The following is a 21,118-nucleotide window of genomic DNA, read 5'->3' as shown; positions in this document are numbered from 1 at the left end:
CCAAACTTTTACTTTACCGGTTCGGTTACTGTCGGGCATAGTTGCGGGAGGACGGCGCGGACCCCTGGCCGGCTCGCTGCGCGCAGGCGGCGAGCCGGGTGCCGCCAGGGGTCGGCCGGGCCTCGCCGGGCACCGGCCGGGCGTCAGCCGCCGAGCTTCTTCAGGGACTGGGACCACTTCCGGTTGAGCTCCGCGAAGTAGCCGTTCTGGTCGCCGGGGGCGGCGCCGCGGGCGATGTCGACGAGCCTGCGCCGGTAGTCGGGGGCGTCCAGGCCGATCTCCGCGGCCTTGTCGATCCTGCTGACGGCGGCGGCCCGGTCCTCGGTCTGCGTCATGATGCGCACCCCCCGTTCGTCGAAGGCCTTGAGGGCGGGCGGCAGCGGGGTGCCCTTGACCGTGGAGATGGCCTCCTCGGCCCGGGCGGCGCCGGACCGGGTCAGGTACCAGTCGATCCAGGCCCGCGCCGCGTCCTTGTTCGCGGAGTGCGTGTTGACGGCGTACTTGTAGTCGGGTTGCACGACCGTGCACAGGTGGCCGTTGTGCTGGGCGGGGAAGGGCAGGTAGCCGATGTCGTCGGGGTCGTGCCCGGCCGCCTTCGCGGCGCGCCGGATCTGCGGGATCGCCCAGGACCCGAGGAACATCGCGCCGATCCTGCCGCTGCCCATCAGGGTCTTGGAACTCTCCCAGTCGGTGGTGGTCGGGTCCGCCTCGGTCAGTCGCTCGTGGACGGCGCTGTAGAGCAGGCCGTCGATCGCGTACAGGTCCTTGCCCGCCGTCCACGGCTCGGCGGTCGAGGCCAGCGCGTCCCTGGCCGTGTTGTCGCAGTTCGGGCCGCCGATGTGGTCGGTCCACTGCCGCAGCGGCCAGCCGTCGTGGTAGTTCGTGTAGTACGGGACGGCCGACGTCCGGGACTTGACCGCCTTCAGGTCGTCGATGAACTCCTGCTGCGTCCTCGGCCATTCGCTGATGCCGGCCTGCTGCCAGACCGCCTTGTTGTAGACGAAGCCGGTGGCGATGCCGATGTTGGCGAGGCCGTAGACGCGGTTCCCGACCGATCCGTACTCGGTGAAGTCGAACCTCTGCGAGAGTTCGTCGGCGGCTCCCAGCGGCGCGAAGTAGGTCGGGTACTGGTTGACCGGAAGGCTGTTGGGGATCAGCAGGACGTCGCCGTAGCCGTCGGTCCTCATCCGGATCCCGACCTCGCCCTCGTAGTCGGTGAGCCCCTCGAAGGTGACCTTGACGTTCGGGTAGAGCTTCCTGAACCGGGCCGCGTACTTCTTCAGCGTGCCGTCCTGGATCTGGTCGGTGCGGTTGGTCAGCACCGTGATGGACCCCGACACCGTACTGTTCCCGGACGAGGCTCCGCCGCTCGCACAGCCGCAGGTTGTGAACAGCATCGTGGTCGCGGCCGTGGCGGCCATCCATCCTTTACGCATCTTCGCTCATCCTTCTGCGCTGATCGTCCTGAAGATCGGAAAGCGGTCGCCGGGCTCCCGGCCGTACGGGGCGGGCCGGCCGGTGCGGCGGCGCGGGGCGGGGTCCGGAACTCGCGGTACGGGGCACGGGGCACGAGCACCGAGGCCTGCCGGCCCGCGCGCCGGAACGCGGGCCCGCAGGGGGGTCGTCGGATCGCGGGGGCCTGCACCCGGAGGCGGTGCGGTCGGTGGTGCGACCAGGGGTGCGGTACGGGTGCCGGGGGCTCCGGCCCGCGGCGCCGGTGGCGACCGCGGCCCGGAGCCGACGGAGTGTCAGTATGTGCTGCAGGTCTGGCCGTTGAGGGCGAAGGACGCCGGAACGCCGTTGGTGCCCGGCACGGAGGTGGCGCTGAAACCGAAGTTGACGGTGGCGCCGGCCGCGATGGTGGTGTTGTAGGAGGACGGGTTGGTCGCGGTGACCTGCTTGCCGCTCTGGGCGTAGCCGGCGTTCCACATCTGGGTGACGCGCTGGCTCCCGGGGAAGGAGAAGACCAGCTGCCAGCCGTTGACGGGGGTGCCGCCGGTGTTCCTGACGGTCACGTCCCCGTTGAAGCTGGTGCCCCAGTCGGAGAGGACGTAGTGGACGGAGCACGGCCCGGCCGCGGTGGGGCTCGCGGTGGCGGTCGGGGTGACGGTCGGGGTGACGGTCGCCGTCGCGGTGGGGCTGGAGGTCGCGGTGGGGCTCGCCGTGGCGGTCGGGGTGACGGTCGCGGTCGGGCTCGGGAAGGACGTCGGCACGGTCAGCCCGCTCTTGGCGGCCATCCGGGCCGAGTGGGCGCGGAACACGGCGAGTTCGGGCGCTCCGACGGAGACGCCGAACTTCCCGTCCACGTTGTGGTCCTGGTACCACCAGAACGCGCTGCCGTCACCGCCGGCGGCCTCGAAGTCGGCGTAGAGGGCGGTCCACCAGGCCGGGCGGTCGACGTTGTGGACGTTGAACTCGCCCATGAAGAAGGGCTTTCCGACGACGTTGTGGGAATCGTTGATCCAGGCCCGGACCAGCGCCTTGGTCTGGTCGATCGTCAGGTTCGCCCAGGCCTCGGTCGGGTACGGGTGGGCGGAGGTGTAGTCGAGGTACGGGGACTGCTGCACGTGGACGAAGGGGTTGCCCTCGTCGCCGCCGAAGCCGTAGCCGGTGCCGTGGCCCTCGAGTCCGGCGCCCAGCAGGTGGTTGGAGTCGATGCCCTTGACGAAGGCGCCCATCTCGTCGACCCAGGCCCGCAGGGTGGCGCCGGAGACGTTCTCCGCGGCGCTCTGGTTCTCGTAGCGGGGCTCGTTCATGAGGTCCCACGCGAAGATGGTCGGGTCGTCCTTGTACTTGACGCCGGTGTAGGTGTTGGTGCGGTTCAGCGCGTAGCTCACGTAGTTCTTGTAGGAGGTGAAGCAGCCGGCGCAGCGGGTCCTGTCGAAGAACGCGGCACGCCCGGGCTGACCGCCCGACAGGCCCTCCCACTGGAGCCGGCTGTCGATGCCGCCGTAGGCCTCCCAGTAGTTCTCGAACACCGGGACGAGCCTCAGGTTGTGGGCCTTGGCCGAGGCAATGATGTAGTCGAACTCGGCGAACTCGCGCTCGTTGTAGACGCCCTTGGCCTTCTCGAAGCCGTGCCAGTCGTCGTGGCTGAACATCCACAGCCGCACGACGTCGACCTTGTCGGCCGCCAGGTTGGCGAAGTGGGCGTCGATGCGGGCCTTGTCCATGAAGTCGGCGTCGGTCGTGCCGGACCCGGGGCCGTAGTTGAACACGTCGTACGTGTTGGTGCCCGCGAAGTAGTACTCCTTGCCGTTCAGGCAGAAGTGGATGCCGCAGCGGGTGGCGAAGGCGTCGGCGGTGGTGGCGGCCGAGGCGGTGGTCCGGGTGGTGGCCAGGCAGGCCATCGCCAGGGCGGTGGCGAGCAGGATCGCCAGCGGCCAGAGCCGTCCGGCGGCGGGCTGGAACTTGGGAGGCACGCGCGTCCCTTTCCCGAGATGGGTGGGTGATGGGTGGAGGACCCCGACGAGCGCCCGCGCGGGGCGGGGTCGGGGGCGGTGCGAGCCCTCGGCCGTGAGGGACGGCGGCCGGTGCCGTGGCGGCGCCGGCGGTGGGGGCGGCGGTACGGACGGAGGGTGTCGGAGCGGTCGTCCGCATCGGGTCCGGGGTCGGACCGGGAGAGCGGCTCGTGCGGTGGCCTGCCCCGCGGGGGCGCCGCGGCGCCGGGTCGGCGCTCGGTGCCGGTCGGTGCGGGGGCGTCCGGTGTGGCCGGCGGAGCGGGGGTGGGGGCGCGCCGGGATCGGCCGACGTCGGCGGCAATCGTCCCGCTGCCGACCCGGTCCAGCACTTAACCGATTAATTCGGTAGCACGCTATTGGTGCCGTGCTGCCGTGTCAACAGTTGGTTAACCGGTTGTTTCACAGCGTTCAGGGTCCGGTGAGGCCGGCGGTGCGGCGCGTAGTAGCTTGGGGGGACGAACGTGCGCCTCAACGGTTCAGAAGGGTCCTCGTGGATCAGGTGTCCCAGCAGAAGAGTCCTGCCGCGCGACGGCCCACGATCGCGGACATCGCCAAGATCGTCGGGGTGTCCAAGGTGTCGGTGTCCAACGCGCTGAACGGCCAGCCCGGGGTCTCGGACGCGACCCGGGCCAGGATCACCGCCGTCGCCGAGGAGCTCGGCTTCGTCCGCAACAGCGCCGCACGGGCCCTGAGCGGGGCGAAGTCCTCCGCCGTGGGGCTGGCGCTGGCCCGCCCGGCGCGGATGCTGGGTACCGAGCCGTTCTTCATGGAGCTGATCGGCGGCATCGAGAGCGTCCTGTCCGACGCCTCGTACTCGCTGGCGCTCCAGGTGGTCTCCGACCACGAGCGGGGCCTGGAGGCGTACCGGCGGTGGTGGGGCGAGCGGCACATCGACGGCGCGATCCTGGTCGACCTGCGCGAGGACGACGCCCGGGTGCCGGCGCTGGAGGAGATGGGACTTCCCACCGTCGTCATCGGCGACCCCTCGGGGGCGGGCAGCCTGACGCCCGTCTGGTCGGACGACGCCGCGGCCGTCCGGGAGACGCTGGAGTACCTCGCGGCGCTCGGGCACCGCCGGGTGGGCCGGGTCGCAGGACTCACCGGGCTGGTCCACACCTCACTGCGCGACCGGGCGTTCACCGCCGTCTGCGCCGACCTCGGCCTGGAGGCGCAGCCCGTCGTCCACACCGACTACACCGGCGAGCAGGGGGCCCGTGCCACCCGCCGCCTGCTGCTCTCCCCCGGACGCCCCACCGCGATCCTGTACGACAACGACATCACCGCGGTCGCCGGGCTGTCGGTCGCCCAGGAGATGGGGCTGGAGGTTCCGGGTGACCTGTCGATCGTGGCGTGGGACGACTCGGCGCTCGTCCAGGTCGTCCGGCCGCCGCTGACCGCGCTGACCCGCGACATCCACACCTACGGTGCGAACGCCGCCCGGACCCTGCTGTCGCTGATCTCCGGCCACGAGGTCGGCGGCTTCGAGGCACCGGCCCCCCAGTTGACGCCCCGGGGCAGCACGGCGCCGCCGCCGGCCTGACGACGGCCCGGCCGCGGGCCGTTACACCGGGCGTGGCGCCCGGCCGGTGGTGCCGCGCGGGACCAGCACCGGCGTGCCGTAGTCCCGCGACTCGGCGCGCCCGGTGTCCAGGAGCTGGAGCAGGCAGTGCGCGACCTGGGCGCCGAAGGCGAACGGGTCGTGGCTGAGTGCGGACAGCGCGGGCCAGGTGATCCGGCACAGGTCGGAGTCGTCCCAGGCGACCAGCGACAGGTCCGCCGGGACGCGCAGGCCCATCTCCCCGGCCGCCGCGAGGCCGGCCACGGCCATGATGTCGTTGTCGTAGAGGATCGCGGTCGGCCGGTCCGCTCCGGCGAGCAGCGTACGGGTCGCACGGGCGCCCTGGTGGGCGGACAGGTCGGTGGACGCGCTCCGGGCGACGTCCAGTGACAACTCGGCCGCCACGGCCGCGAACGCCCGCGAACGCACCAGCGAGCTGCCGAGCGTGGCCGGTCCGGCGACGTGGGCGATCCGGCGGTGGCCGAGCAGCGCGAGGTAGCGCACCGCCTCGGTGATGGCCGCCTCGTCGTCGCTCCACACGGACGGGAACGGGCCGCTGAGCTCGGCGGGCGCGACGGCGACGACGGGCATGCCGAGGTGGTGGAGCGGCGGGATGCGGGGATCGTCCGCCGACACCCCGATCAGGATCGCGCCGTTGACCTGCCCGGACTGCCACCACTGCTTGTGCAGCGCGATCTCGGACTCGCGGTCGTCGGCGAGGTGCAGCAGCAGCGAGCAGGGCCGCTCCGTCAGAACGCTCTCGATGCCGCCGATCAGGGCCATGTGGACGGCGTCCAGGCCCGCGCCCACCGTGCCCCGGCTGATCGCCATGCCGATCGTGTGGACGTGGGGACCGCGGGCCAGTGAGCGGGCCGCGAGGTTGGGCGCCCAACCGAGGGCGGCGGCGGCCTCGACGATCCGGCGGCGGGTGTCCTCCGAGACGCCCGGCCGGTCGTTCAGCGCGAGCGAGACCGCGCCCGCCGAGACGCCGGCGCGGGCGGCGACGTCCCGGATCGTCACCCGGTGCTGCATGGTGGTTCCTCTCCGGCGGGCTCACAGGTCGGCGGCGCGCACCGGTACGGCGCGCGGCAACCATCCTGCCAGGTCACCGAAGCCCCCGACCCCGCCGTCCGCAGCCCGGCGCCGGGCCGGTCAGGCGGGGGTGGCGGACGGACCCGCTCACCCGCCGGGCGGCGGGAGCTCGCCGGACCCCCGCACGATCAGGCGGGTGGGGATCTCGATCCGGCGGGCCGCGGCGGTGTCGCCGCCCAGCCGGTCGAACAGCACCCGCGCGGCGGTGGCGCCCAGGGCCGCCGGGTCCTGGGCGACGACGGTGAGGCCGGGGGTGAGCAGGTCCGCCAGTTCGAGGTCGTCGAAACCGACCAGGGCGGGCCGGGCACCGAGCCGGGCGAGGTGGTGCAGGGCGCCGAGGGTGACCCGGTTGTTCGCGGTGAACAGCGCCGTGACCGGCTCGGGCCCCCGGGTCAGCCGGGTGACCGCCTGTGCGACGCGGACCCGGTCGGTGGACCCGCTGGCGATCCACCCCTCGTCCACCGGCAGGTGCGCCGCCGCCATCGCCTCCCGGTAGCCGCGCAGCCGCTCGGCACTGGTGTGGATGTGCGGCAGGTCGCCGACGAAGCCGATCCGGCGGTGCCCGTGCCGGATCAGGTGGGCCACGCCCTCACGGGCGCCGGCGGCGTTCTCGCTGAGGATCGCGTCGGCGGCGATCCCGGGGGCGGGGCGGTCGAGGAACACCGCGGGGGTGCCGGAGGCGATCTCGGGCAGCAGGTAGCCGTGGTCGGCGCCGGCCGGGACGATCAGCAGGCCGTCCACCCGGCGGGCGCAGAACGCCAGGGCCAGTTCGCGCTCCCGGTCCGGGTCCTCGGCGCTGGAGCCGGTGAACAGCAGACAGCCCTGCTCGGCGGCCACGCCCTCGACCGCCCGGGAGAGGGCGGAGGAGAACGGGTCGCCGATGTCCTCCAGCAGCAGGGCGATGCTCGCGGTGCGGCCGGTGCGCAGCAGGCGGGCGCTGTCGTTGCGGCGGAAGCCGAGCTCGGCGATGGCCGCCCTGACCCGCTCGGCCATCGCCGCGCTGACACCGCTCTCGCCGTTGACGACCCGGGACACCGTCTTCAGGCCCACCCCGGCCGCGGCCGCGACGTCGTTCATGGTGGGCCGGCTGCCGTGTCTGCTGCTCATGACCGGGAGCATACGGCGCCGGCGCCGGGCATCACCCGGTCAGCACGAGGTCGGCCCAGGCCTCGGCCAGGATCCGGTGGCCCAGCGCGGTGGGGTGGACGCCGTCGTCGGCGATGAGCTCGGGCCGGCCGTGGCTGCGGGCGGCCTGGTTGAGGAGGCCGTCGGCGGCGAGCAGCCGGGCGTCGAACTCGGCGGCGAGCCGGCGGACGGCCTGGATCCTGGGGTCGAGGTTCTCCCGCCAGGCCCACTGCTCGCGGCTGACCGGGACGATGAACGGTTCGACCAGGACGAGGTGGGCGCCCAGCCGGTCGCGGGTCTCGGTGAGCAGGTGGCGGTAGTCCTCCTCCCAGGCCCGGATCGTGCTCCGCTCGCCCGCGTCGTAGCGGCGCAGGGTGTCGTTCACCCCGACCAGGACCGACACCAGTCGGGGGCGGTGGGCGAGGGTGTCGCGCTCCCAGCGGGCGCGCAGGTCGGCGACGCGGTCGCCGGACACCCCCCGGTTGAGCACCGTCGCGCCCGGGTGGCGGGTGCGCAGCCGGTCGGCGAGCAGGCTCGGGTAGCCCTCGCCCAGGTCGGTGTGCAGGGCGCGCAGGCGGCCGGCGTCGGTGATGCTGTCGCCTTGGAAGAGCACGGTCGCGTCGGGAGGCAGGGTCAGCGGCATGGGGCTTCCTCGCTGGTCGTGGTCGTGATCGCGGTCGTCGAGGCCGCGCCGGTGGGGGTGGCGGGCGGGTACTGGTCGGGCCGCCGCCGCGCCGGTCGACAGGGCGTCGGCCGGCGCGGCGGGTGGGGGGCGGGCGGTGGTCGCTCCGGGGGCGGTCCGGGTCAGCGGGCTGCGGTCATGGCCTTGGCGTGGGCGCTGAAGAGCTGGGCGGCGGCGCGACTCGGGTTCGACGGGTCGTTGTTCCACATGATGCGGTGTCCGTCGTAATCGGGGTAGAAGGACCCGTCGTCGACGCGGGAGGTCAGGATCCAGAACTGGTCGCCCGCGCCGCCGCCGGCCAGCACGGCGTCCGTCCAGGCGGTGTAGGCGCGGTCGCGGGCGGCGGCGTCCGGGATGTCCTTGGCCGCGTCGACCTGCAGGCCGAACTCCTCGACGACGACGGGCTTGCCGAGCGCCCTGCCGTCGGCGAGGTGGTCCCCGATCCACCGGGTGCCCCAGGCCGTGGCGTCGGTGCCGGGCTTGGAGCCGCTGGTCTCGCCCCAGTTCTGCGGGTAGACGTGGACGGTGCCGTAGTCGACGGCGGGCAGCGCGACGAGCTTCTTCCAGAGCACGCCCTCGTAGTCGGAGTACGGGTAGTCGGCGTGCCCGGCCTGGCCGTAGAAGCCCTCGTCGCCGACGGCCACCAGCTGGCGCGGGGCGAGGGCCTTGAGGTGGGTGCTCATCTCGCGGGCCCAGCCGAGGAGGGTGGCGCCGCTCTTGTCGCTGCGGCAGCGCGGCTCGTTGGCGAGTTCGAAGGTCATGATCGTGGGGTCGTCGCAGTAGCGCAGGCCGGTGTAGGGGTTGCGGCGCTGGGTGACCGTCCGGGCGTACGCCTTGAAGCAGCTCTTGATGGCCGGCTCGGTGTAGAAGCGGTCGTGGTTGGTGCCGTCGCCGTAGGAGTCGTCCGGCAGGTTGAGGAACCACTTCACGTAGGCCTGCATGCCACCGTAGTCCGGCCAGTTGTTGACGAGCGGCAGCACCAGGCGCAGCCCGAGGCGGCCGGCCTTGTGGACGGCGTAGTCGAGGGAGTCGAAGGCCGCCTCGTTGTAGGAGTACGGCCTGGGCTGGAGGGCGGACTCACCCGTGCCGTCGGCGAACGCCCAGGCCCGGACGACGGACAGGCCCATGGCGGCGGCGTCGTCGAGCACCGCGTCGATCATGTAGTGGGACCGCTGGTGGAGATAGTAGCAGTTGGTCCCGGCGAAGCGGAACGGCTCGCCGTCCAGGCGCAGTTCGCCGCCCCGGCTGGTGACGAAGCCCCTGCCGCCGCGGCGCTGCCCGCGGTCCTCGCCCCGGTCGGCGGTGTCGGCCGCCGCCGGGGTGCCGAGGGCCGGGACGGTGGCCAGGGCGAGGCTCGCGGTGGCGGCGCCCAGCAGGGCGCGCCGGCTGGGTCGCGGAGCGGGTTCGGTGGTGCCGGGCAGAGCAGTCACTGGATCGACCTCCGGGGGCGGGCGCGCGGCGGCGCCGGGTGGGTGGGGTGGTGCGGTCGGTGAGTGGTGCGGTGCGGTGCGGTGTGCAGTGCGGCGCGGCGCGGTGCGGTCGGTGAGTGACGGACGGGCCGCGCGGTGCGGTCAGTGACCGGTCGGGCCGGGCACCCGGACGCGGTAGAGGCCGGCGGTGCCGGTCAGTTCGGCCGGTGCGCCCGCGGCCGGGAGGAAGGCGCTGTCGCCCTGCCGCAACTCCAGCTGGACCCTCAGGCCCTGACGGAGCGTCAGGCCGCCCTCGGTGCAGAGCAGAATCTGCGGGCCGTCGTCGTCCAGGACGAGGCTCCCGGAGACGTCAAGGCGGGAGAGGGCGAACTCGGCGGCCGGGGTCCGGTAGTGGAGTTCGCCGCCGGAGCCGGCGGTGGCCGGCACCGGGGCGGGCGTGCCGGGGCGGAAGTCGACGACCGCCGCCAGCGCCTCGACGTCCACGTGCTTGGGGGTCAGCCCGCAGCGCAGCACGTTGTCCGAGTTCGCCATGACCTCGACTCCGGTGCCGTGCAGGTAGGCGTGCGGTACCCGGGCGTCGAGGTAGAGCGCCTCGCCGGGCCGCAGCTGCACGTGGTTGAGCAGCAGCGCGGCGACCAGCCCGGGGTCGGCGGGGTAGTCGCGGGCGGCGGCGGCGTACGCGCCGTACGTGCGGGCGTGCGGTCCGCCGGTGCGGGCGGCGTCCTCCAGGGCGGTGGCCAGCGCGACGGCGGCGGCCGTTCCGCGGGCCCGGTCGCCGCCCAGCGCCTCGGTCAGCACGGTGCGCACGGCGGTCTCGGGGTCGGCGGTGCGCAGGGTGTGGATCCATGGGTCGAGCACCGGCAGTCGCAGGGCGGCCAGCAGCTCGGCGGTGGCCGTGGGCTCGCGGAAGCCGCACAGGGCGTCGAACTCGTCGAGCGCGCAGAGCATCTCGGGCTTGTGGTGCGGGTCCTTGTAGATGCGGTGCGGCGCGTCGAGGGGGACGCCGGCGGCCTGCTCGGCGGCGAAGCCGGCCTCGGCCTGCGCGGTCGTCGGGTGGACCTGCACGGACAGGGCGTGTTCGGCGGCGAGGATCTTCAACAGGAACGGCAGACGCGGGCCGAACCGTTCGGTGACGCGCCCGCCGATCTCCCGGGCCGGGTCGCGGGCGATGATCGCGTCGAGCGGTTCGGGGCCGCTGCCGCGATCCGTCCGGGAGGGGGCCGCCGGGTGGGCGCCCATCCACAGCTCCGCCTCCGGCGAGTCGGTGGGCGTGCGGCCGGTCAGCCGGGCGATGGCGGTGCGGGACCCCCATGCGTACGGGCGGATCCGGTTGGTCAGCAGGCCGGCGGCGGGCTGGGGCTGGCTCATGGCGGGGCTCCGGGTCGGGGTGGGCCGGCCCGCCCCCGTGGCTCCTCACCCTCAGGAGGAGTCGGGGGCGGACCGGGGTCTGGGGGGCCTGTCCGGCGGTTCGTGGCGCCGGGGGCGCCGGGTCAGGAGATGCCGGATCAGGGGCGCCGGGTCACTGGGCGCGGGCGGGCGCGGTGCTGCCGCGGGGCACGAGGACCGGGGTCGCGGCGGGCCCGGAGGAGGTCGGCCGGCGGTCGACGAGGTCGAACAGGCGGCGGGCCACCTGGGCGCCGAACCCGTGCACGTCGTGGCTCATCGCCGACAGGGTCGGGTGGGTGAGCCGGCACAGCTGGGAGTCGTCCCAGGCGATGAGGCTGAGGTCCCGCGGCACCAGCAGGCCGAACTCGGCGGCCACCGCGAGGCTCGCGACGGCCATGATGTCGTTGTCGTAGATGATGGCGGTGGGCCTGCGGTCGCCGGAGGCGAGGAGCATCCGGGTGGCGCGGGCGCCGGCCTGTCCGGAGAAGTCGGTGGCCAGGCTGCGCGGCTCCTCAAGCCCGAGTTCGGCCGCGATGCGCTCCAGGGCGCGGGCGCGGATCCGGGTGTGGCCGAGGGCCGGGTCCCCGCCGACCCGGGCGATCCGCCGGTGGCCGAGGAGTGCCAGGTAGCGGACCGCCTCCTCGATCGCGGCGCCGTCGTCGGTCCACACCGCGGTGACCTCGTGGCCGGCGAGCCCGGAGTGTCCGGCGGCGATGACGGGCATGCCCTGCTGGGCGAGGGCGGGGACGCGGGGGTCGGCCTCGGTGAGGTCGACCAGCACGCAGCCGCTGACCCTGCGGGCCTTCCACCACTGCCGGTGGACGGTGATCTCCTCCTCCCGGTCGCGCACCAGCCGCAGCAGCAGGGTCGCCGCCCGTTCCTCCAGCGTGCTCTCGATGCCCGAGATGAACTCCATGAAGAAGGGTTCCAGGCCGAGTTGCCGGGCGGGGCGGGCGATGACCAGGCCGACGGTGTCCGTCCGCTCGGCCCGGCCGCCGAGGCTGCGGGCGGCCTGGCTGGGGATCCAGCCGAGGTCGGCGGCCGCGGCGCGGATCCGCTCCCTGGTGGCGGCCGACAGCCCGGGCCGGTCGTTCAGGGCCAGCGACACCGCTCCGGCGGACACTCCCGCCCTGGCGGCGACGTCCCTGATGGTGACGCGCGCGCTCACGTCTCCTCCTGTCGCCGGACGGTCCGGGCTGTCGGGGCCGGCCGGGTGGCCGTCGCCGTCGGGGCCGGCCGGGTGGTTCGCGGTACCGCGACGCAGGTGCGGTACCGCGGACGGGGCCCGGTCACTTCGTGGAACCGGCCGAGAAGCCGCTGTAGATGAACCGCTGGAGGGCGAGGAAGACGATGAAGGTGGGCAGGATGACGAGGATCGTGCCGGCCGAGATGGTCTCCCAGTGCGCTCCGAACGGGCCCTTGAACCGGAACAGGGAGGTGGAGATCGTCCCGAGGTCGGAGGCCGGCATGTAGAGGAACGGGATGTAGAAGTCGTTGTAGACGGTGATGCCCTTGACGATGACCACGGTGGCGATCGCCGGCTTGAGCATCGGCAGGATGATCCGCCAGTAGATGGTGAAGGAGTTCGCGCCGTCCAGCCGGGCCGCCTCGTCGAGGGAGACCGGGATGGAGCGGATGAACTGCAGGAAGACGTAGATGGAGACGATGTCCGTGCCGAGGTAGAGCAGGATCGGCGCCCAGCGGGTGTTGAACGCGCCCAGGTCGTTGACGATCTGGAAGGTGGCGACCTGCGTGGTGACGCCCGGGACGAGCGTCGCGACCAGGAACAGCCCGACGATCATCTTCTTCATCCGGAACTCGAACCGGTCGATCGCGTACGCGGTCATCGACCCGATCAGCACGGTGCCGGCGGTCGAGACGACCAGGATGATCGTGGTGTTGACGAACGCCTGCAGCATGTTGCCCTGCCGGAAGGCGTTGAGGTAGTTGTCGAGGTTGAACCAGTGTTCGGGCAGCGTCAGCGGTCCGCCGGAGCCGACCTCCCCACTGGTCTTCAGCGAGGTGAACAGGATCACCACGAGCGGGATCACGACGACGGCGCTCGCGAGGACGAGCGACAGGTACTTCGCCGCGCCGGCCAGGGCCGCGCGGGGGGCGGGCGTCCGGCGGGGGGAGCGGGTGCCGGGGGTGGCGGTGGTGGTCACGACAGTTCAACCCTCTCCTCCGGCACGAGCCGGCGCTGGATCCACGTCACGATCAGGATCAGGACCAGGAGGACGACGGCGGACGCGGATGCCAGGCCGACCTTGTCGAACTTGAAGGCCAGGTTGACGGTCTGGATGACGAACGTCTGGCTGCCGTTCGCGCCGCCGGTCATGATGTACGGGATCTCGAAGACCGCCAGCGACCCGGAGATCGCCAGGATCACGCTCAGGCTGATGATCGGCTTGATGCTGGGCGCGATGATGTGCCGGAACTGCTGCCAGCTGTTCGCGCCGTCCAGCGAGGCGGCCTCGTACAGGTGCGGCGGGATCGACTGGATCGCCCCCAGGAACAGCACCATGTTCAGGCCGGTGTAGCGCCAGACCGACACCCCGGCCAGGGACTTGTTGACCAGGTCGGGGTCGCCCAGCCACAGGTGCTGGCCGTCCGTCCCGAGCACCCGCAGCACCGAGTCGAGGGTGCCGCCGGGCTGGAAGAAGTACAGGAACACGAAGCCGATGGCGACCCCGTTGATCAGGTACGGGAAGAACAGGATGCCCTTGAAGAGGTTGCGGAAGCGGGTGTTGAAGCTCAGCACGGTGGCGAAGTACAGCGCGGCGGCGATCTGCACGAAGGACGCGGCCAGGTAGACGCCGCTGACCAGGAAGACCTTGAACAGGTCCGGGCGGGTGACCAGGTCGGAGTAGTTCTCCGCCCCGACGTTCTCCCGGGTGGGGCTGATGCCGTCCCAGTCGGTGAAGCTGTAGCCGAGCATGTCCGCGATCGGCAGGTAGGTGAACGTCACCAGCAGTACCAGCGGCACCAGCAGGTAGAGCCAGGGTGTGAACCACCAGTACCGGCGGGTGCCCCGGCGCCGTGGTGTGCGGCTCCGGGCGGCGGGCTCGGGCGGTGCGGCGGGGCCGGGTGCCACGGGCGATCCCGGTCCGCTGTCCTTCTGCAGTGCAGTCATCTCGTTCCTTCGTCGTGCAGGACACCTGGGTGAGCGGCGCGGCCGGGCGGCCGGGGCAGCCGGCGGTGTCTCGGCCCGCGCCGCTCGTCGGGGGGTGTCAGCCTGCGACCGTCTTCTGCGACTGGGACCACTTCTTGTTCAGGTCCGCGAAGTAGCTGTTCTGGTCGCCGGGGGCCGCGCCGCGGGCGATGTCGACGAGCTTCTGGCGGTAGTCGGGGGTGTCCAGGCCGATCTCGGCGCCCTTGTCGATCTTGCTGACGGTGGCGGACTTCTCCTGCGCCTGCGGGATCATCTTCACGCCCTTGTCCTCGAAGGGCTTGAGGGTGGCCGGCAGCGGCGTGCCCTTGACCGAGGAGATGGCCTCCTCCGCCTGGGCGCTCCCGGACTTGGTGATGAACCAGTCGACCCAGGCCCGGGCCGCTTCCTTGCTCTTGGAGTGCGTGTTGACGGCGTACTTGTAGTCCGGCTGCACGATGGTGCACAGCTTCCCGTCGGCGGACGCCTGCGGGAACGGCATGTAGCCGATGTCGTCGGGGTTCTGCCCGGCGGCCTTGGCCGCGGCCCGCATCTGCGGGATCGCCCACGAGCCGAGGGCCATCGCGCCGACCTTGCCGGACCCGAGCAGGCTCTTGGAGTTCTCCCAGTTGGTCGTCGTGGGGTCGGCCTCGCTGAGCTTCTCGTGGACGGTGCTGTAGAGCAGACCGTCGATCGCGTTGAGGTCCTTGCCGGCCGCCCACGGCTCTGCGGTGGTGGCCAGCGAGTCCTTGGTCTTGACGTCGCAGCTGGGCACGCCGATGGAGTCCGTCCACTGCCGCAGCGGCCAGCCGTCGTGGTAGTTCGTGTAGTACGGGGTGGCCTGCGTCTTGGCCTTGACGGCCTTCAGGTCGTCGATGAACTCCTGCTGCGACTTCGGCCACTCGGTGATGCCGGCCTGCTGCCAGACCGCCTTGTTGTAGACCAGGCCGGTGGCGACGCCGACGTTGGCCAGGCCGTAGACCTTGCCGCCGACGTTCGCGTAGTCGGTCCAGTCGAAGGTCTTCGACAGGTCGGCGGCGTCGCCCAGCGAGGAGAAGAAGGTGGGGTACTGACTGACCGACATGCTGTTCGGGATGAGCAGGACGTCACCGTAGTTCTCGGTGTTCATCCGGATCTTGACTTCGCCCTCGTAGTCGGTGATCCCCTCGAACTTCACCTTGACGTTCGGGTAGACCTTGTTGAACTCGTCGGCGTACTTCTTCAGCGTGCCGTCCGTGACCTGGTCGGTCCGGTTGGTCAGGACCGTGATGTCGCCGGCGACCTTCGCCGGGTCGGCGGCCGCGGTCGCGGCGGAGGACGAGTTCCCGCCGCCCCCACTGCTACAGGCAGTGAGCACAACCATGGTTGCGGCCGCCACGGCCATCCATCCTCTGCGCATCTTCGCTCATCCTTCGCGCTGGTCGTCTTCGGGGTCGGGTAGCGGTTCCCGGGATGCGGTCTCGGCTCCCTGGGCTGCTGGACGCTTAACGTAGACGTCACATCCCGGCCATGTCCATAGATCGGTCAACATTGATATCCAGGCCATTTGTTGCGGATCATCGCCTAATTTACTAAACGTTTGCCTAACTCAATGACGATTTTGTCTCGTTACCGCACTGCGATCGACCCGGGCTCGACAACGTTGTCCAAGGACACGACAATCGACAGGACCGACCGGTGGCGCGCCATCCGGACCCAGGGCCCCACCCCGTCACACTCCGCGGAGACGTCACATTGAGTTACCAAACTGCCGTTGCCGTCGAAGCCCGGCGCGCCCTCTCGCTTCCGCTCCTGGCAGCTGTCGACGTCGGCGGAACCAAGATCGCCGGCGGCCTGGTGGACTCGGCCGGCACCCTGGTGCACCAGGTCCGACTGCCCACCCCCGCCCGCGGCAGCGCCCGCGAACTGATGGGAACGGTCGACCACGTCCTCGACCAGCTCTCCCAGCACCCGCTGTGGGCCTCCGTACGCGCCGTCGGCATCGGCAGCGCCGGCCCGGTCGACATCGAGGCCGGCACCGTCAGCCCAGTGAACATCCCCGCCTGGCGGGCCTTCCCGCTGCGCTCCGAGGTCGCCGCGTACCCCGCGGTCAGGGACCTGCCGGTCGTCCTCGGCGGCGACGCGGTGGCGATGACCGCGGCCGAACACTGGCGGGGCGCCGCCCGCCACTACCGCAACGTGCTGTGCCTGGTGGTCTCGACCGGCGTCGGCGCCGGCCTGATCATCGACGGCCGCCTGCACACCGGTGCCACCGGCAACGCCGGCCACCTCGGCCACATCAGCGTCGACTTCGCCGGACGGCCCTGCGCCTGCGGCTCACAGGGCTGCCTCGAAGGCATCGCCAGCGGCACCGCCATCGCCCGCGACGCGGCCGAACGGGGCTGGCGACCGCTGGACGGCGACACCTCGGCCACCGCCGTGGCCGCCGCCGCCCGGGCCGGGGACCCGCTCGCCCTGCACGCCTACGACCGCGCCGCCCGGGCGCTCGCGGCCGGCATCGCCGCCACCGCCGCCCTCGTCGAGATCGAGGCCGCGGTCATCGGCGGCGGCGTCGCCCAGGCCGGCGGCGTCTTCTTCGACCCGCTGCGGAGCCACCTCGCCCGCTACGCCACCCTGCCGTTCACCGCCGGCATCGAACTCATCCCCGCCCAGCTCGGCACCGACGCGGGCCTGGTGGGCGCGGCGGCGCTCGCCCGGCCGGCCATCGGCTCCCCGCCGTCCGCCGCCGCCCACCACCCGGGCTGAACACTCGTCCGCTCCGGGCGCACGACGGCGTCCACGGCCGGGCGGCGAGCCCGCCCGCCATCCGTTGCGGAACGTCGAAGGACCGGCCCCCGGGATCTCTCCCGGGGGCCGGTCCTTTCGCAGTCAGCCGGTCGCCCGCCCTCCCGGGCCGTCGGCCGGCGCAGCGTCGGCTCCCGGCCGACGCCCGCGCGTTCGTGCCACCTGCCCGTCCGTACCGCCCGGCCTGTTCGTGCCAGCTGCGCCGTTCGTGCCAGCTGGCCTGTTCGTGCTAGCCGCCCTGCAGGGCCGCCATCAGCTGGGGCAGGTTGCCGCCGGCCACGCTGAGGGCCAGGTGGTCGTGGAAGTCCCGACTGCTGACGATCAGGCCGTCGCGGACCCGCAGCACCTGGAGGTTGGCGACCTCGAAGTCCCGCCCGGTCTCGCGGTGGTGCACCTGGTAGTCGAACTCGGCGACCACCACCTCCGGGTCGTCGGTCTCCCGAACGACCACGTTCTTCGCGGTCAGCTCCAGCGGCGAGAGGGCGGCGACCTCTTCGAACCGCTCCTTCAGTACGGCCCGCCCCTCGAACCGGCGCGGCCCGACCGGCTGGAAGACCGTCTCCACCACGGCGTCCTCCGCGTAGAGCTCGGCCAGCTCCGAGTACCGCCCCGCGGTGATGCCCTCGCAGAGCTTCCGGAAGACCTCGCGCGGCGACAGCGTTTCGGACATGATCAACCCCCATAGTGATCCGTCGCTGGAATCGGACCAGCGACTCCGTTTACGACGATACGGACCAGCCACTCCGGTTGTCCAGTGCGTCGTCGCCGTCGAGAGGGAAGGAACGGGGATGAGTGGCGCTCAGGAGCGCCCGCTGCGCGCGGACGCGGCCCGCAACAGGGCCAGGCTGCTGGACGTCGCCACGGAGGTGTTCACCACCCGCGGCGTCGGTGTGCCGACCGAGGAGATCGCCCGGGCCGCCGGGGTCGGGGTCGGCACGCTCTTCCGCCACTTCCCCACCAAGGAGGCACTGCTGGAGGCGGTGATGGTGCGACGACTGGAGACGATCGCGGCCCGGACCACGCGGCTGGCCGCCGAAGCCGAGCCCGCGGAAGCCTTCTTCGCCTGCTTCCGCCTGGTGATCGACCAGTCCGCCGGCAAGAACGAGTTCGCCCGGGCGCTCGCCGCGGCCGGGGTGGACGCCCACGCGTCCCTGCGGGAGTCCAGCGCCGTGATCCACGCACAGCTGGGCGGCCTGCTGGCCGGCGCCCAGCAGGCCGGGGCGGTCCGACCCGAGCTGCGCCTGCCGGAGCTGATCGCCCTGCTGGTCGGCACCAGCGCGACGATGGAGCAGCTCGGAGCCGACCCGGCCGCCCGGGAGCGCGTCTTCCAGGTGCTCTTCGACGGGCTGCGACCGCGCTGACCCCGGGTCCGCCCAGCGCCCGGCGCCCGGGAGTCCCGCCGCGGCGGGCACCGGCCCGGCGGGCCGTTCGGGCATCCCCTGGGGGCCGTCGGTGAGGACCGCCCGTGAGGACCGTCGGTGGCGACCGGCCGTACGCACCCGGGCCGCCCGAGGCCGTACGGCGCCGAGGGGTGAGACGCTCGGTGACGGCGTGGTCGGGCGGCCGTGCGGTCCGTGACGACGTGGCCGGGAACACATTGACGATCCCGTGAGCCGTGACCAACCCTGGCGGCATGTCATCGAACACCTCCCCCTCGGACGCTCCCGGGCCCGAGCTCACGGCCTTCGACCTCGACCTGACCGTGGAGGAGATCCGCCGCCGCACCGAGGTCATGGCCGCGCTGGGGCCGGACTGGGATCCGGTGGCGGTCCTGCGGGGCGAGGAGGAGGCGTACGCCCTGCTGTACTCCGGACTCGACGCGGAGCAGCAGCAGATCTACTCGGCGCTGGTGGCCGCCGGCGTGCTTCCCCCGCCGCCGGGATCGGGACCCGACCGTGCTGCCCCTTGACCCGCAGGCGGACATCGGCCGCCGCGCCTGGGTGGCCTGTCCCGGCTGCGACGACGCCCGCGACTGCCTCCCCTGTCTGGAGCGGCGCACCTGCGGCGACCACTGGCGGTACCTGATCACCAACACCGGCAGCGTGCTGCACCTCCAGTGCCCGAGCTGCACGCACGTCTGGGACCACGAGACGGGCTTCGGCGCCACCCGCGGCGGCCGGGCGGACTGAGCCCGTCGGGATCCCCACCGGCCGCCCCGGCCCTCTTCCCCGGCCCCGGTCGCCACGACGAGTTCGCACGACCGGTTCGCACGACCGTCAGCCGGCGCGACCGTCAGCCGGTCGCGTCTGCGGCGAGCATCCGGAAGTCGTAGGCGCGGGGCAGTGGGAGAGCCGGATCGGCGGTGGCGGTGGCGCGTTGGTGGGCGAACCAGAGTTCGTGCAGGGAGCCTTCGCCCTCGCGTACGTCGGCGAGTTCGATGCCCTCGTGCAGGAGTCGGCCGCAGCGCTCCACGTCCCCGGCGTCGAGGGCGGCGCGGGCTTCGGCCCAGCGGGCGCGGCCCAGGGAGCGCCGGGCGGCGGGGAGGGCGGCGAGCAGCGACAGGACCTCGTGCGGGTGCCCGGCGCGGATCAGCACGGTGGCGGCTTCCAGGGCCAGCGGCAGGAGGTCGGGGGCGAGGCGGAGGGCTTGGCGGTAGGCGTGGGTTGCCTCGGTGGGGTTGCCGGTGTGGTCGGCGAGGGCGGCGAGGTTGCGCCAGGCCCAGGCGGTGGGCCGGTTCTCGATCGAGCGCTGCCAGGCCTTGCGGGCGTCTTCGTGGTCGCCGGCGTGGGCGTGCAGGACGCCGAGGTGGAGTTGGGGGAGCCAGCCGTCGGCTGCTCGGAGTGGTTCCTGCCAGGCGGGGTCGGTCTGGTAGGAGGTGGGTGCCTGATGCGGGTCGGCGGGGATGAGGTGCCCGTGGTCGAGGAGGTCGAGCCAGGGTTGCTGGTCGGGGCCGAGGGTGCTGTCGGGGAAGGGTGTGCCGGGGGTGCTCGGCGGCGCCTCGCCGGTCTTGGTGCGGCGGCGCTGTTCGAGGGCTCCCCAGCCGGATCCGGCCTGCAGGATCTCGACGGGTTCGAGGTCCACCCAGTCTGCGGCGTCGGCGAGTTCGGCGTCGAGGACGCTCTGCGGGACGAGGGTGTCGAGGCTGTGGCGGGCTGCTTCGCGTGCTGTGGTCCAGTCGTCGCCGTGGACGGCGGTGGGGTCGGCTTCCAGGAGGCCGTAGGCCTCGATCCAGGACCAGTGGGCGCCGGCGGGCATCGGGAGGTGTTCGAGTTGGGTGCGGGCCAGGCCGGCCTGGATCTCCAGGTAGCCGTGGCCGGGCTCGGAGAGCCAGTCCTGCCAGTGCCGGCCGCCTTCGCCCTGCCCCCAGAGGAAGAGTTTGCGGCCGCGCAGGCGTTGGGTGGAGGCCTGGGCCAGGCCGCGGCCGCTCGCGTCGAGGGCGGTGATCCAGCGCCGTCGGTCGTCGGGGATGTCGAAGAAGTAGTCGGCGGCGTCGCGGGCGTGGGTGGTGCGGGTGAGGTCGGTGCCGTCGGGTTGGGGCAGGTCGATGTGGCGCACGCGGCGGTCGTAGGAGAACTGCCAGGCCGCGTCCGCGGGGGCCAGCACGCGGACGTCCGGTGCTTCGGGGACGGCGATGTTGGACCACCAGTACATGGGTACGGTGGTGTCGCGAGGGTTGGTGATGCGGACGTGGACGAGCAGGACCTGGGACTCGTCGGGGAGGTAGGCGTCGATCTGGAAGACCACGCCGCGGATCCGTTCGTACTCCCACATCCGCAGGACCGGGGTGCCGTCCGGGCGGATGACGCGGGCGGCGTGCAGGGGCTCGCAGGTGGTGGGGGCGTGGCCGATGGTGGCGATGTTCCATTCCACGCCGCCGGCCAGCCAGGCGCCGCGCAGGGCGAGGTTGGCGGGCTGGAACACCGGGTTGCGGAAGAGGAGTTCGCGTCCGGTGGGCTTGTGGATCAGTGACCAGAGTCGGCCGCCGGCGCCGAGCAGGAAGGTGGCCCGCAGGGTGGCGTTCTCCAGCACCGCCACGGGGTGTTCGGCGGGTGCGCGTTCGCGGGTGTAGCCGTCCTGCATGAGGTAGGGCATGACGGAGGGCACCCGGCCGTAGCCGATGTTGTGCCGCATCTCCTCGTCGGCCTCGCTCGCGTCGGCGACCTGGTGCAGGTCGGCGCCGGAGAACAGCGGCGGGAGGGGGTTGGCGGGGCCGACCGCAGCGGTCGGCAGGGTCAGCGCGGTCAGCCGCAGCTCACTCATCTGTGCTCTGTCTCTTCGGAGTTGTGGGCCGGTCCGATGTCCCGGCCGGTGGGCCAGGAGGCCTGTTCGGTGGGGCTACTTGACGCTGCCGGAGGTGAGTCCGGCCTTCCAGTACCGCTGGAGGAGGAGGAACATCACGATGATGGGGACGACGGACAGCAGTGAGCCGGTGATGATGAGGTTGTAGGGGACGGTCTGGCCGCGTTGTTCCTTCCAGGCGACGAGGCCGACGGTGACCGGTTGCAGGCGGTC

18 protein-coding genes are annotated in these 21,118 nt (G+C 72.5%); 5 read left to right on the top strand and 13 right to left on the bottom strand.

What is annotated here, in order from left to right; translation table 11 throughout:
* Window positions 1-143 precede the first annotated feature (143 nt).
* Together ACFTWP_RS37165 and ACFTWP_RS37160 are read right to left on the bottom strand one after the other, a co-directional pair.
* Window positions 144-1,436: an ABC transporter substrate-binding protein gene (locus ACFTWP_RS37165; protein WP_380269520.1), complete on the bottom strand. Its 1,293-nt coding sequence runs from the start codon at window positions 1,434-1,436 to the stop codon at window positions 144-146.
* Window positions 1,437-1,748: 312 nt separating this feature from the next.
* Window positions 1,749-3,422, bottom strand: coding sequence for a cellulose binding domain-containing protein (locus ACFTWP_RS37160; RefSeq protein WP_380269518.1), 1,674 nt, complete (start codon window positions 3,420-3,422; stop codon window positions 1,749-1,751).
* Window positions 3,423-3,960: 538 nt separating this feature from the next.
* Between ACFTWP_RS37160 and ACFTWP_RS37155 the strand changes: the two genes are divergently transcribed.
* Window positions 3,961-5,001 carry a LacI family DNA-binding transcriptional regulator gene (locus tag ACFTWP_RS37155; RefSeq protein ID WP_380269557.1) on the top strand — a complete coding sequence of 347 codons (1,041 nt, stop codon included), beginning with the start codon at window positions 3,961-3,963 and terminating at the stop codon, window positions 4,999-5,001.
* A gap of 21 nt (window positions 5,002-5,022) precedes the next feature.
* Here ACFTWP_RS37155 and ACFTWP_RS37150 read toward each other — a convergent pair whose 3' ends face one another.
* The 9 genes from ACFTWP_RS37150 to ACFTWP_RS37110 form a co-directional block, all read right to left on the bottom strand.
* Window positions 5,023-6,051 carry a LacI family DNA-binding transcriptional regulator gene (locus tag ACFTWP_RS37150; protein ID WP_380269517.1) on the bottom strand — a complete coding sequence of 343 codons (1,029 nt, stop codon included), beginning with the start codon at window positions 6,049-6,051 and terminating at the stop codon, window positions 5,023-5,025.
* Window positions 6,052-6,198: 147 nt separating this feature from the next.
* The gene (locus ACFTWP_RS37145) at window positions 6,199-7,218 is read right to left on the bottom strand and encodes a LacI family DNA-binding transcriptional regulator (protein WP_380269516.1); all 1,020 of its coding nucleotides are present in this window, start codon (window positions 7,216-7,218) and stop codon (window positions 6,199-6,201) included.
* 31 nt (window positions 7,219-7,249) lie between these two features.
* Window positions 7,250-7,879 (bottom strand): SGNH/GDSL hydrolase family protein, encoded by a 630-nt coding sequence (locus ACFTWP_RS37140; protein ID WP_380269515.1) that lies wholly within the window; start codon window positions 7,877-7,879, stop codon window positions 7,250-7,252.
* 161 nt (window positions 7,880-8,040) lie between these two features.
* A complete protein-coding gene (locus tag ACFTWP_RS37135) occupies window positions 8,041-9,348 on the bottom strand; it encodes a cellulase family glycosylhydrolase (RefSeq protein WP_380269514.1) in 1,308 nt (435 codons plus the stop codon).
* A gap of 141 nt (window positions 9,349-9,489) precedes the next feature.
* Complete coding sequence (manA, locus tag ACFTWP_RS37130) at window positions 9,490-10,716, bottom strand: mannose-6-phosphate isomerase, class I (protein WP_380269513.1); 1,227 nt, start codon at window positions 10,714-10,716, stop codon at window positions 9,490-9,492.
* A 151-nt stretch (window positions 10,717-10,867) separates the two neighbouring features.
* Window positions 10,868-11,902 (bottom strand): LacI family DNA-binding transcriptional regulator, encoded by a 1,035-nt coding sequence (locus ACFTWP_RS37125; RefSeq protein ID WP_380269512.1) that lies wholly within the window; start codon window positions 11,900-11,902, stop codon window positions 10,868-10,870.
* A 121-nt stretch (window positions 11,903-12,023) separates the two neighbouring features.
* Entirely contained in the window at window positions 12,024-12,899 is an 876-nt protein-coding gene (locus tag ACFTWP_RS37120) for a carbohydrate ABC transporter permease (protein WP_380269511.1), read from the bottom strand.
* Window positions 12,896-13,867 carry a carbohydrate ABC transporter permease gene (locus tag ACFTWP_RS37115; RefSeq protein ID WP_380269509.1) on the bottom strand — a complete coding sequence of 324 codons (972 nt, stop codon included), beginning with the start codon at window positions 13,865-13,867 and terminating at the stop codon, window positions 12,896-12,898. Before ACFTWP_RS37115 ends, ACFTWP_RS37120 begins: the two co-directional genes overlap by 4 nt.
* Before the next feature lie 97 nt (window positions 13,868-13,964).
* Window positions 13,965-15,281, bottom strand: coding sequence for an ABC transporter substrate-binding protein (locus ACFTWP_RS37110; RefSeq protein ID WP_380269508.1), 1,317 nt, complete (start codon window positions 15,279-15,281; stop codon window positions 13,965-13,967).
* Between the two features lie 335 nt (window positions 15,282-15,616).
* Here ACFTWP_RS37110 and ACFTWP_RS37105 point away from each other — a divergent pair, with 335 nt between their 5' ends.
* On the top strand, window positions 15,617-16,627 hold the full coding sequence (locus ACFTWP_RS37105) for an ROK family protein (protein ID WP_380269507.1): 1,011 nt from the start codon (window positions 15,617-15,619) through the stop codon (window positions 16,625-16,627).
* A gap of 268 nt (window positions 16,628-16,895) precedes the next feature.
* Here ACFTWP_RS37105 and ACFTWP_RS37100 read toward each other — a convergent pair whose 3' ends face one another.
* Window positions 16,896-17,336, bottom strand: a complete 441-nt coding sequence (locus tag ACFTWP_RS37100) for a nuclear transport factor 2 family protein (protein ID WP_380269506.1) — start codon at window positions 17,334-17,336, stop codon at window positions 16,896-16,898.
* A gap of 118 nt (window positions 17,337-17,454) precedes the next feature.
* On the opposite strand from ACFTWP_RS37100, the gene ACFTWP_RS37095 reads away from it, so the two are divergent.
* From ACFTWP_RS37095 to ACFTWP_RS37085, 3 genes are all read left to right on the top strand, one after another.
* Window positions 17,455-18,027: a TetR/AcrR family transcriptional regulator gene (locus tag ACFTWP_RS37095; RefSeq protein WP_380269505.1), complete on the top strand. Its 573-nt coding sequence runs from the start codon at window positions 17,455-17,457 to the stop codon at window positions 18,025-18,027.
* 272 nt (window positions 18,028-18,299) lie between these two features.
* Window positions 18,300-18,575 (top strand): DUF6400 family protein, encoded by a 276-nt coding sequence (locus ACFTWP_RS37090; protein WP_380269504.1) that lies wholly within the window; start codon window positions 18,300-18,302, stop codon window positions 18,573-18,575.
* Window positions 18,562-18,795, top strand: a complete 234-nt coding sequence (locus ACFTWP_RS37085; protein WP_380269503.1) for a hypothetical protein — start codon at window positions 18,562-18,564, stop codon at window positions 18,793-18,795. The genes ACFTWP_RS37090 and ACFTWP_RS37085 overlap by 14 nt, the downstream gene beginning before the upstream one ends.
* Before the next feature lie 103 nt (window positions 18,796-18,898).
* Here the strand turns inward: ACFTWP_RS37085 and ACFTWP_RS37080 are convergent, their stop codons facing one another.
* Window positions 18,899-20,866, bottom strand: a complete 1,968-nt coding sequence (locus tag ACFTWP_RS37080) for a DUF5107 domain-containing protein (protein ID WP_380269502.1) — start codon at window positions 20,864-20,866, stop codon at window positions 18,899-18,901.
* Window positions 20,867-21,118: the final 252 nt, after the last annotated feature.

This window comes from Kitasatospora sp. NPDC057015 (assembly GCF_042673745.1).
GTDB lineage: Bacteria > Actinomycetota > Actinomycetes > Streptomycetales > Streptomycetaceae > Kitasatospora.
This window is presented reverse-complemented; position numbering and strand designations above follow the sequence as displayed.

What these genes read in the sequence shown, in the direction of transcription:
- ACFTWP_RS37145 (WP_380269516.1), bottom strand. Translation starts at nt 7,218, where the DNA reads ATGAGCAGCAGACACGGCAGCCGGCCCACCATGAACGACGTCGCGGCC.
- ACFTWP_RS37090 (WP_380269504.1), top strand. Translation starts at nt 18,300, where the DNA reads ATGTCATCGAACACCTCCCCCTCGGACGCTCCCGGGCCCGAGCTCACG.
- ACFTWP_RS37115 (WP_380269509.1), bottom strand. Translation starts at nt 13,867, where the DNA reads ATGACTGCACTGCAGAAGGACAGCGGACCGGGATCGCCCGTGGCACCC.
- ACFTWP_RS37150 (WP_380269517.1), bottom strand. Translation starts at nt 6,051, where the DNA reads ATGCAGCACCGGGTGACGATCCGGGACGTCGCCGCCCGCGCCGGCGTC.
- ACFTWP_RS37140 (WP_380269515.1), bottom strand. Translation starts at nt 7,879, where the DNA reads ATGCCGCTGACCCTGCCTCCCGACGCGACCGTGCTCTTCCAAGGCGAC.
- ACFTWP_RS37095 (WP_380269505.1), top strand. Translation starts at nt 17,455, where the DNA reads ATGAGTGGCGCTCAGGAGCGCCCGCTGCGCGCGGACGCGGCCCGCAAC.
- ACFTWP_RS37080 (WP_380269502.1), bottom strand. Translation starts at nt 20,866, where the DNA reads ATGAGTGAGCTGCGGCTGACCGCGCTGACCCTGCCGACCGCTGCGGTC.
- manA (WP_380269513.1), bottom strand. Translation starts at nt 10,716, where the DNA reads ATGAGCCAGCCCCAGCCCGCCGCCGGCCTGCTGACCAACCGGATCCGC.
- ACFTWP_RS37165 (WP_380269520.1), bottom strand. Translation starts at nt 1,436, where the DNA reads ATGCGTAAAGGATGGATGGCCGCCACGGCCGCGACCACGATGCTGTTC.
- ACFTWP_RS37110 (WP_380269508.1), bottom strand. Translation starts at nt 15,281, where the DNA reads ATGCGCAGAGGATGGATGGCCGTGGCGGCCGCAACCATGGTTGTGCTC.
- ACFTWP_RS37100 (WP_380269506.1), bottom strand. Translation starts at nt 17,336, where the DNA reads ATGTCCGAAACGCTGTCGCCGCGCGAGGTCTTCCGGAAGCTCTGCGAG.